We start from the raw sequence: 16,730 nt of genomic DNA, 5'->3' as shown, positions 1-16,730 counted from the left end.
GTAGGCCATGAAACGCCCACGCCAGTTCAGTTTCAACCGCCCGCGCGGTGGCATGTCGGTCACCATGATGCTGGTCATGCTGGCATTGCTGGCAATGCTGGGCCTGATCGAGATCGGCTACCTGTTCTGGGCCAAGCGTGACGCGCAGAAGGTCGCCGACCTGGCCGCGCTGGCCGGTGCGCAACGACTGGAGCTGTGCACCTCGGACAACAGCGACAACAGCGCAGCACGGCAGAGTGCAGTCACCCAGAACAAGTTCCCGGGCACCCTGCAGATCCGCTGCGGCAACTGGAGCGCCACACGCGCCACCACGAACCGCTTCATCACCAGCGTCGACGCCGCCAATCCGCGCAATGCGGTGCAGGTGGTCGCGCAGCGCAGCGTGCTGCCGTTCTTCGGCCAGAACACCAGCCTGCCCACCGTCAGCGTGCAGGCGGTAGCCCGACGTTCCGAACCGACTGCGGTATTCGCGGTCGGTTCGCAGCTGCTGCGCACCAATGGCGACTCGGTACTGCTGTCGACCCTGCGTCTGGTCGGCCTGGATGTCACCAACGCCACCGTGCTCTCCTATGACGGTCTGGCCCAGGCCAACATCACCCCGTCGGGCCTGCTCAAGGCGTTGAACATCCCGGTCACCGCCAATCTCAGCGTGGCCGACTTCAATCGCCTGCTGTCGGTCAACAAGATCTCGCTGGCGCAGCTGGTCGATGCCACGGCCACCGTGGTCGGCCGCGATACCACCGTGGGCGTGCAGCTGCGCGCCCTGTCCGACCTGGTCGCCACCCAGCTGGACATCAACAAGCTCAACATCGTGCTGGGCAGCCAGTCCGGCGGCGGTGGCCTGTTCGCGGAGGTTGTCTCACCCGATGGCACCGTCGGCAGCGCGCTGGAAACGAAGGTCAACGTGCTCAACCTGATCAGTACCGCCATCTCCATCGCCAACGATGGCAATGGCGTGGCGGTGAAGGGACTGGATCTGCTGGGCATCAACATCCAGGCCGGCGTGGTGGAGCCGCCCTCGATCGCCATCGGCGGCGTCGGCACGCGCGCGTACAACGCCCAGGTGCGGCTGATGGTAGACGTGGACAGCAATAACCTGTTCGCGGTGGGCCCGCTGCTGAATCTGCTCGGCACGCGCCTGCACCTGCCATTGCATGTCGATGTCGCCAATGCGATGGGCACGCTGACCGGCATCCAATGCGGCGCCAGCCCACAGAAGGCCACCATCCAGGTCGATTCGTCGGTGCTGCGCGCCTGTGTCGGCAATGTCGACCCTGCGCAACGCTTCTCCAAGAGCAATGTCTGCGACGCCACCCTGAAGAACGAGCAGTTGCTGAAGCTGCTCGGACAACCCTTGATCAATGACAAGATCACCCTGCCCGCCCTGACCAGCTCGCAGAACCTGACTCTGGCCGCCGGCGAGACTGCATCGACCCGGATCAACCCGCTGGCAGTAGGCAACGCGGTGTCGGATCTGGTCAATGAACTGCTGCGGGTGCTGTCGGGCATGCTCAGCTCGCCCAAACAGGGCATGAGCGCCAACGACACGGCCAAGGCACTGGCCGACCGCTACCTGCAGGCGACGTTTCCGCCCAACACGCGCTATGACGTCAACAAGCTGATTCCGCTGCTGCGCGATGGCGACCCCAGCCGGCAGCTGGCGCCGCTGAACAGCTGGAACGTACCCGATGGCCTGCCCTACGCCTGCGGCCTGCTGAACCTGGTCACCTGCCACAAGGACGGGCCGGTCTGGGATGCGTTCAAGGTCACCGTCACCGGCCAGGGCCTGGGCGTGCTCGACGGGCTGCTCGGCTCACTGGTCGGCGGCCTGCTGATCAACCGCTGCGACAGCCTGCTCGGCAACCTGATCGACTACAACGGCTGCGTGCGCAACAATCTCGCCTCGTACATCCAGACCGCGCCGGCCGGCTTCCTCGATGGTGCCGGTGGAACCGGCGTCACCAACCCCGATGGCAGTGTCAGCTGCAGCGGGCTGCTGTGTACGCTGCTGAAGCCGATCCTGGCCGCGCTGCGCCCGGTCCTCAACAGTGTCGGCACCCTGCTGACCAACCTGCTGGCCAGCGTGCTGGGGCTGGAACTGGGTCGCACCGACGTCAATGTGCAGTCGATCCAGTGCAGCGCGGCACAGCTGGTCTATTGACCCGTGACGGGCGCCCTTGGCGGCGCCCGCGCCCATGCTAGACTCCCGGCGGGGAACCACCTTCATCTCAACCCACACTCATCCGTGGATGGTCTAGACATGCGAGAAACTTCAGGGGGCGCGGTCTTCGCCCGGCACGCGCGCGGCGCGGCACTGCTGGCCGTGGCCATGATGCTGGTGGCACCGGCGGTGATGGCCGCACGTGGCGACCGCGACGCTGCCGCCGAGCCGGCCACGCGCAGCGCGCCGGTGGTGCGCAACACCGTTGACGAGCTCAAGCAGCTGATGGATGCGCGCCAGCTGACCGAGCTGCGCACCACCTATAACGGCAACTACGGCGCCAGCCTGCTGTTCAACGCCAACACCCTGACCTACTACGTCGCGCTGTTCCAGGAGAAGAACTTCTGGCGGGTGATCAAGACCGACGCGGTGGACAACGCCGAACGTGTCTACCGCACCTTCGCGCAGCAGTCCGAGCAGCTGGCCCAGGTCTACATCGACACCACCCGCCTGGAAGCCGGCAAGCGCTACACCGAGCGCCTGGTGGCCTACAACGAAGAACGCCTGCGCACCCTGCAGCAGGAAATGGAACAGCAGCAGGCGCAGTCGGCGCAGGTCAGCGCCGCCCTGCAGCAGGCCCAGCAGCAGGCGGTCAGCCTGAGCAGCGACGTGCAGAGCACCAACAGCCAGCTGGACGCCCTGCAACGCCGCATCCAGATCCTGCAGGCCGAACAGGGCAACCCGGAGCTGAGCCTGCCCAAGCCGGACAGCGTGCCCTCGCCGGCACCCGCCGCTGCCAGCGACGGTCGCTGAAGGCCAACGCCCAGTAGTCCCGCACGACGGCGCCCTTGGGCGCCGTTGTCGTTTCCAGCATTAGCGGATTCAGCGGCACGCGTCGTACACCGCGTCATCGAGCTGCCGACGCTGTACGAAGTCCAGGCGCTTGGCCTTGGCCAGCACCTTCCCGCGCTGCTGCCGCGCACGCTCACAGGCGCCGGGATCCGCGCTGATGGGTATCAGCGCGGCCCGTGCCCGTCCCACCCGCGCGGCACGAGGTCGAGCCGGAACGACACTGGCCGTCCTGGCTGCCTCTGGCACCGGTCCACGCGACAGCGACGCCTCCGCCGGCACCTCCCAACGCCATTCCGCACGTCCCTGGCAGGGCGTCTGCTGGTACACCGCATGCGGTCCATCCACGCACTTGTAGACATTGCTCTGTGCCTGCGCTGCCGTGGCCAGCAGCAGGCACAACAGCGGGCTGCATCGCAGTCTCGGCATCGCGGGCTCCTCGACCAGGCTGCCGCCATCGTCGGCGCGGTGGCCGCTTCATGCCAGAGCGATATGCGTCACAGCCCGGGCAATCCAGCACAGCCGTGCAAGCCGTCCGATGTGCGCTGCGATGTACTGCCGAAGGCACTGGCACCGCTGCCAGTACCTTCCCTCCCTTCCGCCAAGGAACCTGCAATGAGCAATTACGTCACCGTCGCCGATGGCGCCCGCATTTTCTACAAGGATTGGGGCAACGGCCAGCCGATCGTGTTCGCGCACGGCTGGCCACTGTCCTCTGATGCCTGGGACCCGCAGATGCTGTTCATGGGCCAGAACGGCTACCGCGTGATCGCCCACGACCGCCGCAGCCACGGCCGTTCCAGCCAGACCTGGGACGGCAACAACATGGACACCTACGCCGATGACCTGGCCGCCGTGCTCGAGGCGCTGGACCTGAAGGAAGCGATCCTGGTCGGCCACTCCACCGGTGGCGGCGAAGTGGCCCATTACATCGGCCGCCACGGCAGCAAGCGCGTGGCCAAGGTGGTGCTGGTCGGCGCCGTGCCGCCGCTGATGCTGAAGACCGATGCCAACCCGGCCGGTACCCCGCTGGAGGCCTTCGACGGCATCCGCAGGGGCACCGGCGGTGACCGCTCGCAGTTCTTCAAGGATCTGACCACGCCGTTCTTCGGCGCCAACCGCGACGGCAACAGCGTTACCCAGGGCATGCGTGATTCGTTCTGGCTGCAGGGCATGCTCGGCGGCGTCAAGGGCCAGTACGACTGCGTGCACGAATTCTCGGAGGTGGACTACACCGAGGATCTGAAGAAGATCGATGTGCCCGCGCTGGTGGTGCATGGCGATGACGACCAGATCGTGCCATTCGATGCTTCGGCCAAGCTGTCCTCGCAGATCATCAAGGACGCCGAACTGAAGGTGTACGCCGGAGCGCCGCACGGCCTGACCGTCACCCACGCCGACCGGTTCAACGCCGACCTGCTGGCGTTCGCACGCAGTTGATGTGCCGCGGCGGCGCCGTAATGGTGCCGCCGCCCCTTCGGTAGTGCCGGCCGCTGGCCGGCAATCCGATCATCCATCGCGATCCAGCGCAGCCGGCCAGCGGCCGGCTCTACCACGAGAACGTCAGATATCGCTGTGGTGGTGCGGGACACCGGTTTTCGGCAGCGGGTCATGCCCACCCACGAAGTGGCGCACCACTGGCGCACGTTCGCCGCGATGCAGCCCGCGCAGCACTTCCTGGATCGCCTTGTCATCGGCAGTGATGCGTTCGTGCTGGCGCAGATGCTCCAGCCACGACGGGGTCACGAAATACTCCAGGTGGATGCCCGGGCTGGCCACGTCCTCCACCACACCCCAGACCACGGCGCCATCGCGGCGACGGATCGTGCCCAGTGCGCGCATCTGCGCCTGGAACGCGGCGCGATCAGCATCGTCAATGCGGTACTCGATGGTCACCAGCACCGGGCCGCGATCGTTGGATACCGGCACCGACAGTTCCGGTGCCGGCCAGTGTCCCGCCGGGCGCAGGTTCAGGTCTTCAGTACCGGCAATGCGGACGCGCCACACCAGCAATCCGCCGATCACCGCACCCGCGGCAGCCACCAGCAAGGCCAGCTCCGGCGAGGTGCGCTGCGCCAGTGCACCCCAGCTCAGGCCACCCGCCGCCATGCCAGCGGAAAACACCATGATGTACAGCGCCAGTGCACGCGCCCGTACCCACGCTGGCACTGCGGTCTGCGCGGCAATCTGCAGCGACGACAGCACGGTGATCCAGGCAAACCCATTGATCAGCATCACCAATGGCAGCACGTACCAGCTGCGGGTCAGCGCCAGCCCGACCAGGCTGAGCGCCAGCGACAGGGTGGCCAGCAGCACCAGCAGGTCACGGTCCATCTGCGCACGCAGCTTCGGCAGCAGCAACGCACCACCCACGGCACCGATCCCGATGCAGCCGAGCAGCATGCCGTACTGCCCCGCCCCACCCTGCATCTGGCCGCGCACCACCACCGGCAGCAGTGCATTCATTGCCGCAGCAAAGAAGAAGAAGCCGACCGACTTGATCAACACCGCCTGCAACCGTCCGGCACGGCTGGCATAGCGCAGGCCCGCCTTCAGGCCGGCACCGAAGCCTTCCGGCGGCAGGCTGGACTGCTTCGGGTCGCGCTTCCAGCCCCACACCACGAACAGCATCGCGGCAAAGGTGATGGCGTTGAAGCCGAACGCCCAGACCGCACCGAGCTGGGCGACGATCACGCCGCCGATGGCCGGGCCGATCGAGCGCGCGATGTTGATGCCGATCGAGTTCAGCGCCACCGCCGAGGCCAGCATCGGTTGCGGCACCAGTTCGGACACGATCGCTGCCTGCGCCGGCATCGCCATCGCCGCACCGCAGCCCATGCAGAAGGTCAGCAGCACCAGCAACTGCGGGGTCAGCATGTCCATCGCAGTCAGCGCCGCCATCACCGCCGCGACCAGCAGCATCCAGCCCTGGGTGGCCAGCAGGTACCTGCGGCGGTCGACGATGTCGGCCAAGGTTCCGGCGGCCAGTGCCAGCAGCACGATCGGCACCGTGGTGGCCGATTGCACCAGGGCCACCATCAACGGCGAACCGGTACGCTCGGCCATCACCCAGGCGGCGGCCACGTCATTGACCCAGGTGCCGATGTTGCTGGCCAGGATCGCCAGCCAGATCGAGCGGAACATCCGGATTTTCAGCGGGGACCAGGCGCCTGCGGCCTGTGCGGAAGGTTGCGACGCGGTTGCGTTCACCATTGCCATGCTCCAACGATCGAGGCGAACAACGTGTCCTGGCCTCCGGCCTGCTTCAGCGCAGGACCGGCGTCGACCCAGGCCAGCTGCAGCTGCCATTGCCAGTGTTCGCTGGCCTGCCAGCGGGTTTCGGATTTGTACTGATTACCGATGCGGCGCGCGCCACCGGCGCTGCCCGGCAAGGCCACCAGCGGTGCCGGCGTGGTGTAGACCGCATCGGCGCGCCGATGCTTCCACGCCATCTGTACGCCCAGCTCCGTCGTCACCGCGTCGTGCAGGCGCAGGGTCAGGGTCGGCTGGACGTCCATCAGGTTGGCCGGGGCCAGCAGGCTGGCCTCGCTGAAATAGGCCGACTTCGGGAACAAGGCGTTGAAGGTTCCCAGCCGGCCGTCATGCAGGTTGCCATCGCCACTGGCGATGTCGGCCTTCAGCCCCAGCCGCGGCTGCAGCGGCAGGTTGGTCCAGCGCCACCCCGTATCGGTCGCCAGCGTCCAGGCGCGGATATTGAGGGTGCCGGCGGTCGTCCGCAGTTCACCGCCCTGCGCCACCAGCTCACTGTTCCAGTCCAGTGCACCGGTCTGGCCGAACCAGCGCGTGCCCAGGGTCTGCCGACGTTCGGCACCCACACCCGCGGCGAAGCGCGCGCCGTCGCGGCGGTAGTCCAGCAGGTACATATCCCACTGACCCGCCCGCTGCCCGCGCGCCGTGGTGGCATAGGCACCCCACAGGTGGGCGCCGTGTTCGCCGCGATCATCGAAGGCACCTGGTCGGTTCTCCACCGGCCGCAGCGCCATCAGATCCAACGTGCCGAAGCGGCCTTTCCAGCCTGCACGTGCACCGTCGAACGCCAGGCGGATGTTCGGCCCATCGCGCACCGACAGCAGCCGTGAACTGCCATAGCCGGCTTCCTGCCGGCCCAGCTGCAGATGGAACGCGCCCTGCTGCCAGCGCCAATACGCCTGCTGCACATCCAGCGCGCTGCGGTCGGTACGACCCGGGCCGCCGGCCTTGCCACTTTCACCATGCACACCCAGCTGCAGCTTCGCCTGCCAGGTCTCTTCCACATAGGTGGCCGAGGCCAGCGCGCGCAGCAGGCCATAGCCATCCTCGCCACCGCCAATGCCGAACCGGCTCGGGTCGTAGTACAGCCCACGCACGCGCAGCGACGCCTCCCATTGCAGTTGGCCGTCGCCCGCGTCGCTGCAGCGGCCGCCGTCGCAGGCCTGCACCAGCGAGGGTGCGGCCAGCAGCGCCAGGCTCAGAACGCGAAGCACGAGCATCCCATCGCGCCCCAGAACGCGGTCAGGTCGTCGGTGGGTGCAGCATGCCGGGCCGCATGGCCGTGCGCGCCGTGGGTGCTGCAGGCCACACCGTGATGGTGATGGTGCGCGGCGGCCAATCCGGTGGCGGTACCGCCGACGTGGTAGCCACCGAACCTGTTGACCGGCGACCAGGTGGGCATCGCCGGCGGCAGCTGCGGCGCAAGCCCGGCATAGTCGGCGTCGGCATGCACGATGCGGCCACCGACCACGGTCAACACGCTGGTGATGTCGGCGATCTGCGCATCATCCACGCGGAAGAAATCGGCCGAGAGCAGGATGAAGTCGGCCAGCTGGCCGGCCTTCAGCGTGCCCTTGACCGCCTCGTCGCCGGAGAACCAGGCGCTGCCCTGGGTCCACAGGCGCAGCGCCTGCTCGCGTTCGAGCAGGTTCTCATCGCCATACAGGGCCAGCCCGCCCACGGTGCGTCCGGTCACCAGCCAGGACAACGCCACCCAGGGGTTGTAGCTGGCCACGCGGGTGGCGTCGGTACCGGCACCGACCGGCACGCCTTCGGCCAGCATGCGCTTGACCGGCGGCGTATGCCGCGCCGCCTGCACGCCGTAGCGCTCGACGAAGGCCTCGCCCTGGTAGGCCATGCGATGCTGCACGGCGATGCCGCCGCCCAGCGCGCGGATGCGTTCGATGTTGCGCGGGGTGATGGTCTCGGCGTGGTCGATGAACCAGTGCAGGCCATCGAACGGCACCTCGCGGTTGACCTGTTCGTACACATCGAGGATGCGGGTGATGCTCTCGTCGTACGTCGCATGGATGCGGAACGGCCAACGCTTCTCGACCAGCAGCTTCACCACATCGTGCAGTTCCGGCTCCAGCTCCGGCGGCAGTTCCGGGCGCGGCTCGTTGAACAACTCGAAGTCGGCCGCGGAGAACACCAGCATCTCGCCGGCACCGTTGTGGCGCAGCAGGTCATCACCCTGCCGCGGCTGCAGCATCTCGCTCCATCCGCGGAAGTCATCCACTTCCTTGCCCTTGTTCTGGGTGAACAGGTTGTAGGCGATGCGCACGGTCAGCTGGTCATCGCGGTGCAGCTGCTCGATGACCTGGTAGTCCTCGGGGTAGTTCTGGAAACCACCGCCGGCGTCGATCACCGAGGTGATGCCGAGCCGGTTCAGTTCGCGCATGAAGTGGCGCGTCGAATTGGCCTGGTACTCGATCGGCAGCTTCGGACCCTTGGCCAGGGTCGCGTACAGGATCAGCGCGTTGGGCTTGGCCAGCAGCAGCCCGGTCGGGTTGCCGAACGAATCACGCACGATCTGCCCGCCCGGCGGATCCGGCGTGTCCTTGGTATAGCCGCAGGCGCGCAACGCGGCGCGGTTGAGCAGCGCCCGGTCGTACAGGTGCAGCAGGAATACCGGCGTATCCGGCGCGATGTCGTTGAGCTCCTGCAGCGTGGGCAGGCGCTTCTCGTTGAACTGGGTGGCGGTGAAGCCACCGACCACGCGCACCCACTGCGGTGCAGGCGTGCGGTCGACCTGCGCCTTCAGCATGTCCAAGGCATCGCCCAACGAACGCAGGCCGTCCCAACGCAGTTCCAGGTTGTAGTTCAGGCCACCACGTATCAGGTGGGTATGGCTGTCGTTGAGGCCAGGCAGCAGGCGCCGGCCCTGGGCGTCGATCAGGGTCGCTTCATTGCCCCAGCCACGCATGATCTCCTCGTCGCTGCCGACGGCAACGATGCGCCCTTCCTGCACGGCCAGCGCCTGTGCATGCGGCTGCTGTGGGTCAAGGGTGGTGATGCGGGCATTGCGGATGACCAGCGTGCTCATGCGACGCTCCTTGGAAGTGGAATCGAGTGCGGCACCGGCACGGCCGGCCAGGCCCAGCGCCACCGCGGCGCTGCCGGCCAGCACCACGTTGCGGCGGCCGTGATCGAGTGGATCGTGACTCATGCGAGGTCTCCCGGAAGGCGTTGGCCGTCCAGTGCCCAGGCGCCGGGCCCGGTCAGCGCGAGGGCCAGCAGTACCGTGGTCCACATCAACGGGTACTCGCTGCCGCCGCGCATCCAGAACCAGCCCTTGGGCAGGGCCAACAGTACGGTGAAGCCGATGAAGGCCGCCGCTGCAAGCGCGGCGACGCGGGTCTGCCAGCCCAGCAGCACGGCCAGCCCTGACAGCACCTGCAGCAGGGCCAGCAGCAGCGGCAGCGGTGCCACCGCTGGCAGGCCGAAGCCGCGCAGTTCGGTGGCGAAGCCGGCCAGCCCGGGGCCACCGAACCAGCCGAACAGCTTGCCCAGCGCGTGTGGCAGCAGGAATCCCCCGGCTGCCACGCGCAGCATCAGCAGGGCCAGGTCGAGGCCATGGCCAGCCAGCATGCTCAGTGCCCGCCTTCCTGCGCGCCGAACATGCGCTTGGCGTACTGGATGCCGATGCCATAGCCACCGGCGTGGTCGCGGGCGATGCCGGTGGTCAGGTCGTAGGTCTCACCACGCGCCCAGTCACGCTGCAGCTCCAACAGGTACTGCACGCTGGTCATCGGCACCGCACCGGCCTGCACCATGCGGGTGATCGCACGCTCGTGTGCTTCTTCGCTGACATCGCCGCAAGCATCGGTGATCACGTAGACCTCGAAACCCTGCGCCAGCGCCGACAGCGCCGGGCCGACGATGCAGACGCTGGTCCACAGGCCGGCAACGACCAGGCGACGCTTGCCGATGCGGTTGATCTCATCGATCACCGGCTGGTCTTCCCAGGTGTTCATCGAGGTGCGGTCGAACACCGGCTGGCCCGGGAAAATTTCCGGCAGTTCCGGGAACATCGGGCCGGAGAACGACGCTTCGGCAACGGTGGTCAGCAGCACCGGCACGTTGAAGCCCTTGGCGCCCTTGCTGATCAGCGACACGTTGTTGCGCAGCGCGGAGATGTCGATGGTGTGGGTGGCGAACGCCATCTGCGACTGGAAGTCGATCAGCACCAGGGCATGGTCGGTGGGCGACAACAGGGCCGGGGCGGGCGTGGCGGTGGCAAGGCTCATGGTTGGACTCCGTTGGAAACACGATCAGGGGGCAACAACAGGGCTGCATCGCCGGCCAGGTACTGGCCGGGGCTGCAGCCGGTCTCGGCGCGGAAGCTGCGGACGAAATGGCTCTGGTCGAAGAAGCCCAGCTGCTGCGCCAGGCAGGACATCGGCAGCTGCGCGACCGGCAACAACTGGCGCGCACGTTCGATGCGGCGACGGCGCACGTAGCGCAGCGGGCTTGCACCGGTGCCGCTGAGGAACAGGCGCACCAGATGGAAACGGCTGACACAGGCGGCCTGCGCCAGTTCGGTCACCCGCAACGGTTGTGACAGATGCTCGTCGACGTAGCGCAGGGCGCGCTGCAATGCCGCCGCCTGGTGCGGGGCCAGCGATGCAGCAGGCGAAGCCGACGGGGAAACAGTGGCCATGTGGGGCGCCGCGAAGGGGTGGCCCATGGTGCGTGTACGCCGGGCGATGCCCTACCCCCGTCGGTCGAGGCCAGCACCTACCCGAATGGGGGAGGCCGATGGCCGAGCCGGCGACGACCGAACAGCCGCGCATCCAGTGAATAGGCACCCGGGCCCAGCGCCAGCAAGGCCAGCGGCAACACCACCAGTGGCCACGGCAGTGCCTGTGCATACAGGCCCAGTGTTGCCGGCAGTACCGCCAGCGGCGTCAGTACGCCCAGCGCGAGCATCGCCACCGCCAGCAGGCACAGCGCCGACAGCCAGCCCGCGGCGTGCGTGCCCGGCGTGCACAACGCAGCGGCCACGCACAGCCGCAGCCACAGCAGGCCGATGCCCGGCCCGCGGTCGGGGAACATCACGAACAGGCGCTGCATGGCCGGGCTCCACAGGACATGCCGGCGTGATAGCCGACCTCGGCACCAGGCGCCTACCCCGTTCGGGTCACCCGGGGCTGCCCCGCACCTGCCAGAATGCGCGCCATGCGTGGCCGCCCCTTCCCGTTCCTGCGTCGCCTGCCGGCGCTGCTGACGTGCCTGCTGCTGTGGACCGCCCTGCCCGCCCTTGCCGTGCAGCGACCGGCCGTGAGCAGCGGGTTGCCTGGCTACGAGCACACCGCGTGGCGGGTCGGCCAGGGTGCACCCGGTGACATCTGGGACATCAGCCAGGACCGTGACGGCCTGTTGTGGCTGGCCACCGGTTCGGGCCTGTACCGTTTCGATGGACGCCGCTTCGAACGGCAGGCGCCACCGGCTGGCACCCGCTACCCGTCCACCAACATGGTCACGTTGGAACACAGCGCCGATGGCGCACTGTGGATCGGCTATTTCCAGGCAGGCATCAGCCAGTTCGCGCGCGGCCAGCTGTACAACTACGGCCGCGGCCAGGGCGTGCCGGTTGGCGTGGTCCCGCACTTCAGCCAGGACCGCGACGGCCGGATGTGGGCGGCCATCAATGGAGGGCTGCGCGAGTTCGATGGCCAGCGCTGGCAGCCGCTGCCCGCGGGCGCCGGGGTGCCGGAACACCGCGTGCAATGGGTGCTGCACGACAGCCGCGGCACCTTCTGGGTACTGGCCGACCTCAGGATCTGGATGCGCCCTGCAGGCCAGCCGCGTTTCGAGGACACCGGCATCGCCGTATCCCAGATGGCGACGCTGACCGAGAGCCCGCAGGGCGAAGTCTGGCTGGCCGACCGTGTGCGCGGCACCTCGCCGCTGGCCAACGCGCAGGGCCTGCTGCCGGACAGCGAACGCGAAGCGCGACGCCTGCCGGACCTGGTCGCCGCACGCCTGCAGTTCACTGCCGACGGCGCGTTATGGGCCACGATGAGCCCGCATGGCGGTGTCGCGCGGATCACGTTCGACGGCAGCCGCGCCGTGCGCATGGAGCGTTTCGATTCGCCGCACGGGCTGACCGCCACCTCGGCCGTGCCGATCATCGCCGACCGCGAAGGCAATCTCTGGGTTGGCACCAATCTCGGCCTCAACCGCTTCCGCGCGCGTAGCGTGCACACGCTGGCGGTCGGCCCCAGTGATCCCTATCGCTCGCTGGTGCGGGCCAGCGATGGGCGTGTGTACGGCTACGGCGAGGACCTCAAGCCGTACGACCTGCGCCGGCCACTGCTGGAAGGCAGCGCCGCACAACTGCAGGCGGCCGCGCGCCGGGCGCCCACGCCGATCTGGCAGTTCGACTGGGTCAACCTGGCACGCACGGTGGCTGGCCACTCCACGCTGATTCCGCTGCCCGAGCCCTTCACCGGGCAACCGCTGCATGCCCTGCTGTTCGCCGATGACGACCAGGCCTGGGTCTGCACCGGTGAACGTGGCGTGCTGCATTATCTGCACGGCCAGTGGCAGCGCGAAACGCGCCTGCCCGAACAGGCCTGCTCATCACTGGCGCTGGATGCCAATGGCCAGCTGCTGCTCGGCTATGCCGACGGCCGGCTGCGCAGCATGGGAGCGACCCGCATCGAAACCTTCGATGCCAACCACGGGCTGTCGGTCGGCCCGGTCACCGCACTGCTACACCACGAGGATCTTTTGCTGGTGGCCGGTGAGGCCGGGCTGGCCGCCCGCATCGGCAAGGGCCGCTTCATGCCGGTCAACACCGACATGGCCGGCGTGCTGGAGGGCATCACCGGCATGGTTGCCGATGCGCACGGTCACCTGTGGCTCAATGGCAGCCGTGGCCTGGTCCGGCTGGGGAGCGATCAGCTGCGACGGGCGCTGCGTACCGGGCAGCCGGTGACGCCACGCCTGTTCGATGCGGTGGATGGCATGCCGGGCATCGCCCTGCAGAGCGGACCGATCGCCACCGCCGCGCTGGCCGATGACGGACTGCTGTGGCTGGCCACCAACCAGGGCCTGGCCTGGCTGGATACCACGCGCTCGCACATCAACACCATGGCGCCCAGCGTGCGCATCGGCGAAGTGCTGTACGGCAGCGCACACGAGCCCCTGCGTGACGGCCTGCGCCTGCCGGCCGGCACCAGCCAGCTGCAGATCGACTACGTGGCGCTGTCGCTGGCACGTCCGGAGCGCAACCGCTACCGCTATCGCCTGTCCGGCGTTGACGATGGCTGGCAGGATGCCGGCAGCAGCACGCGGGCGTACTACACCAACCTCGCCCCGGGCAATTATCGGTTCGACGTGGAGGCCGCCAACGAAGACGGTATCTGGAGCACTACGCCTGCCAGCCGCAGCTTCCGCATCGCGCCCACCTTCATGCAGACCGTGTGGTTCAAGCTGCTGTGCGCAGCCGCGATCCTCGCGCTGCTGGTGATGGCGGTGCGAATCCGCAGCGGGCAACTGGCGGCCTTGTTCCGCGCACGCCTGCAGGAGCGCAACGGCGAACGCGAACGCATTGCCCGCGACCTGCACGACACCCTGCTGCAGGGCAGCCAGGGCCTGATCCTGCGCCTGCACGCGATCAGCCAGTCGCCGCAGACCCCGGACACGGTGCGCGGCCAGCTGGAATCGGCGATGCAACTGGCCGAGCGCAACCTGGCCGAGGGCCGTGAGCGGGTCAACGCACTGCGTGATGGTCCCTTCGCCGGCCGTGACCTCGCTTCAGCGCTGGCCGATGTGCATGCCGAGTACGCCGGGCATGGCACCAATCCACTGCGCCTGACCGTGGAAGGCGCAACCCCACCACTGCAGGCCGATGCCGCCGAAGAAGTGTTCCTGATCGGACGCGAAGCCATCCGCAATGCGTTGCGCCATGCCAACGCCAGCGCCATCGAAGTGGAGCTGTCCTACGGCACGCGGTGCTTCCTGCTGCACGTGCGCGATGATGGCGTCGGCATCACCGATGAAGACGCCGGCCACGGCCATTGGGGGCTGCAGGGCATGCGTGAACGTGCACAACGTCTTGGCGCCGAACTGCAGCTGTGGACCCGGCCCGGCCTGGGCACCGAAGTGGCGCTGGCGGTCCCGGCACGGCGCCTGTATCACCGCCGTCCATCGCGCTGGCGCTGGCCCTGGAGTAAAGCAAACCATGACTGAGTCCCCTGCCCCGATCGGCGTGCTGGTGGTCGACGACCATCCACTGCTGCGCGACGGCCTGGCCGCCCTGCTGGGCGCACAACCCGATCTGCGCCTGCTCGGCGAGGCCGCCGATGGCGAGGAAGCCATCGCCTGCTACCAGCGGCTGCAGCCCGACGTGGTGCTGATGGACCTGCAGATGCCACGGCTGGATGGCGTCGAAGCGATCGCGCGGATCCGCGCGATGGACCCGCGCGCGCGCATCATCGTGCTGACCACCTACCGTGGTGACGTACGCGCGGTCCGCGCGCTGCAGGCCGGTGCCAGCGCCTACCTGCTGAAGGACATGCTGCGTCACGAACTGATCGACACCATCCGCATCGTCGCCGGTGGCCGGCGCGCACCGATTCCGCCGGCAGTGGCGGCGAGCATTGCGGCGCATGTCGTCGAGGATCGGCTGTCACCGCGTGAAACCGAGGTGCTGCGGCACGTCGCCAGCGGGCTGTCGAACAAGCGCATCGGCGAGCGCATGCAGATTTCCGAGCAGACGGTGAAAGCGCACATGAAGAGCCTGATGGACAAGCTCGGCGTGGGTGATCGCACGCACGCGGTCACCCAGGCGCTGCGGCGCGGGATCATCAGCCTGGACGACAGCGGTCACGATTAGGGGGTTGTTCGGCAGGGCCTGCGGCCCTGCACCTGCGGTAGTGCCGGCCGCTGGCCGGCAACCTCAACGGCAACAGCATGGAATCCGTGGGATGGCGGTAGAGCCACGCCATGCGTGGATGAATCGCAATCGGGGTCGACCATCCCGACGTTCGGTCCAAGGACAAGGCGGCGCACTTCCAGCTACAGCGCCTCGGCCAGGAACGCGAGCACCGCGGGCCCTACCTCACGGTCCGCAAGCGCGTGACCTTCAGCGGTACCCCCCACGTCAATGAACGGGCCCACATCATGGCGATGGGTGGTCGGCTGCAGGATCGGCGTGAGCAGATGTCCGGCGTCTGCGTAATACAGGAAGCGATCGCGCGTTCCCCGCCCGGCCGCCGCCAGCTGGCGTTGCGCCACCGCCATCATCACACCTGAATCGCCGAGGCGATCATCCCCTCCACCAATCCACAGCGTGCGTGCAGCGATGTTCCCGATGGGCAGCATCGCCGCACGCAATGCCGGTTCCCACTGCGGCCCCGGCCTACCCCAGTCAATCTCCTCGCGATACGGCAGCCACGGCAGCGGCCGGCCCTGCCAGCTCAATGGTGATCGCTCCACCGCGCGGAAATCCGCAGGAGCCACGTCGCGTGCAATACCGCGGAACGGGGCTGGACTGCCGACCCAGGACACCGCGGCGCGCAGCCCGGGCAGATGCACCGCCGTCGCCATGGTCACGATGCCGCCCCAGGAGCCTCCCATCAGCCCCACCCGCTGCGGGTCCACGCAGGGATGCCGTTGCAGCCAATGCACTGCATCGCGCACGGTTTCGAGCGGAACCTCGATCAGGTCCTTGGGCACCCCCGGCCCGCGGTACCACGCCACCGACAGCGCGACGTAGCCGTTGCTCGCCAACCAGGCGGCATAGAGGTCACCACCGTCGAATCCACCTTCCGCACCGCCCAAGGCCACCACTGCGGGCGCCCCTGCATCGGTTTTCAGGTCCGCCGGCAGGTACAGGTGCGCGGGGCGACCCTCGATCTGGACCCGTTGCACCCGCACCCCAGGCAGCATCAGGTGGCGCTGCAGGGAACGCCGTGCAACCACCGATCCTGCACGCTCCACCTCCAGTTCGAAGGTCTGTGGCTGGAACCCCACGCCATCGCCGGAGCGCTGCCACTGCACGGGAAGTGCACGGGCCCTTCCTTCCTGCGGCTGCATCGACCAGATCAGCCCGCTGGCGTCGATACCCCGGTAGCTGCCCTGCTCGGAGCCGCTGCGTGAGGTGTCGACAATCCCTTGGAGGTCCGCGCGAAGTACGGCCTGTGACTGCCAGCGCTGGCCGGCACTGTCCTGCATCGACAACCGCAGCTGGATCGCTTCGGCCGCCGCCAGCCCCTCGACGGTAATGATGGGCACGCGATCGGCGCGCCCCTGATGATCCTCGACGTTGACCCTTACATCAGCCAACGCAGGCAGCGTCAGCACGCCCAGCAACACCCCCACGCTCCAACGCATCCGCATATCCCGCCTCGCTCTGCAAAACCGCAGGGTGCACTGCCCGCAGCGCGTGGATTGCATACTTCGGCGACGATGGCGCCAACCGTTCCATCTCTGGCAC

14 protein-coding genes are annotated in these 16,730 nt (G+C 68.0%); 5 read left to right on the top strand and 9 right to left on the bottom strand.

Features of this window, described 5'->3' with window-relative positions; translation table 11 throughout:
• Positions 1-7: 7 nt before the first annotated feature.
• Together N5D91_RS07995 and N5D91_RS07990 are read left to right on the top strand one after the other, a co-directional pair.
• A complete protein-coding gene (locus tag N5D91_RS07995) occupies positions 8-2,161 on the top strand; it encodes a TadG family pilus assembly protein (protein ID WP_180854470.1) in 2,154 nt (717 codons plus the stop codon).
• A gap of 99 nt (positions 2,162-2,260) precedes the next feature.
• Positions 2,261-2,974 (top strand): DUF2968 domain-containing protein, encoded by a 714-nt coding sequence (locus N5D91_RS07990; protein WP_110712606.1) that lies wholly within the window; start codon positions 2,261-2,263, stop codon positions 2,972-2,974.
• Between the two features lie 69 nt (positions 2,975-3,043).
• On the opposite strand, the gene N5D91_RS07985 is transcribed toward N5D91_RS07990, so the two are convergent.
• Entirely contained in the window at positions 3,044-3,439 is a 396-nt protein-coding gene (locus tag N5D91_RS07985; RefSeq protein ID WP_110712607.1) for a hypothetical protein, read from the bottom strand.
• A 186-nt stretch (positions 3,440-3,625) separates the two neighbouring features.
• On the opposite strand from N5D91_RS07985, the gene N5D91_RS07980 reads away from it, so the two are divergent.
• Positions 3,626-4,450 carry an alpha/beta hydrolase gene (locus N5D91_RS07980; protein WP_110712608.1) on the top strand — a complete coding sequence of 275 codons (825 nt, stop codon included), beginning with the start codon at positions 3,626-3,628 and terminating at the stop codon, positions 4,448-4,450.
• 123 nt (positions 4,451-4,573) lie between these two features.
• On the opposite strand, the gene N5D91_RS07975 is transcribed toward N5D91_RS07980, so the two are convergent.
• From N5D91_RS07975 to N5D91_RS07945, 7 genes are all read right to left on the bottom strand, one after another.
• Entirely contained in the window at positions 4,574-6,223 is a 1,650-nt protein-coding gene (locus N5D91_RS07975) for an MFS transporter (RefSeq protein ID WP_110712609.1), read from the bottom strand.
• The gene (locus tag N5D91_RS07970) at positions 6,217-7,500 is read right to left on the bottom strand and encodes an alginate export family protein (protein WP_180854472.1); all 1,284 of its coding nucleotides are present in this window, start codon (positions 7,498-7,500) and stop codon (positions 6,217-6,219) included. Before N5D91_RS07970 ends, N5D91_RS07975 begins: the two co-directional genes overlap by 7 nt.
• Positions 7,479-9,326, bottom strand: a complete 1,848-nt coding sequence (locus N5D91_RS07965; RefSeq protein ID WP_180854503.1) for an amidohydrolase — start codon at positions 9,324-9,326, stop codon at positions 7,479-7,481. The genes N5D91_RS07970 and N5D91_RS07965 overlap by 22 nt, the downstream gene beginning before the upstream one ends.
• Positions 9,327-9,445: 119 nt before the next feature.
• Positions 9,446-9,871 (bottom strand): DoxX family protein, encoded by a 426-nt coding sequence (locus N5D91_RS07960; RefSeq protein ID WP_049398467.1) that lies wholly within the window; start codon positions 9,869-9,871, stop codon positions 9,446-9,448.
• Positions 9,872-9,873: 2 nt separating this feature from the next.
• Positions 9,874-10,530: a hydrolase gene (locus N5D91_RS07955; protein ID WP_100434852.1), complete on the bottom strand. Its 657-nt coding sequence runs from the start codon at positions 10,528-10,530 to the stop codon at positions 9,874-9,876.
• Complete coding sequence (locus N5D91_RS07950) at positions 10,527-10,943, bottom strand: AraC family transcriptional regulator (RefSeq protein ID WP_258011543.1); 417 nt, start codon at positions 10,941-10,943, stop codon at positions 10,527-10,529. Before N5D91_RS07950 ends, N5D91_RS07955 begins: the two co-directional genes overlap by 4 nt.
• A gap of 77 nt (positions 10,944-11,020) precedes the next feature.
• Positions 11,021-11,356: a hypothetical protein gene (locus tag N5D91_RS07945; protein WP_110712614.1), complete on the bottom strand. Its 336-nt coding sequence runs from the start codon at positions 11,354-11,356 to the stop codon at positions 11,021-11,023.
• Positions 11,357-11,452: 96 nt separating this feature from the next.
• Between N5D91_RS07945 and N5D91_RS07940 the strand changes: the two genes are divergently transcribed.
• Positions 11,453-14,482, top strand: a complete 3,030-nt coding sequence (locus N5D91_RS07940) for a sensor histidine kinase (protein WP_180854474.1) — start codon at positions 11,453-11,455, stop codon at positions 14,480-14,482.
• Positions 14,475-15,128: a response regulator transcription factor gene (locus N5D91_RS07935; protein WP_180854475.1), complete on the top strand. Its 654-nt coding sequence runs from the start codon at positions 14,475-14,477 to the stop codon at positions 15,126-15,128. The genes N5D91_RS07940 and N5D91_RS07935 overlap by 8 nt, the downstream gene beginning before the upstream one ends.
• A 182-nt stretch (positions 15,129-15,310) precedes the next feature.
• Here the strand turns inward: N5D91_RS07935 and N5D91_RS07930 are convergent, their stop codons facing one another.
• A complete protein-coding gene (locus tag N5D91_RS07930) occupies positions 15,311-16,690 on the bottom strand; it encodes an acyl-CoA thioesterase/BAAT N-terminal domain-containing protein (RefSeq protein ID WP_258011544.1) in 1,380 nt (459 codons plus the stop codon).
• Positions 16,691-16,730: the final 40 nt, after the last annotated feature.

It is taken from the genome of Stenotrophomonas sp. GD03794, from assembly GCF_029842145.1.
In the GTDB taxonomy this organism is placed as follows: domain Bacteria; phylum Pseudomonadota; class Gammaproteobacteria; order Xanthomonadales; family Xanthomonadaceae; genus Stenotrophomonas; species Stenotrophomonas riyadhensis.
This window is presented reverse-complemented; position numbering and strand designations above follow the sequence as displayed.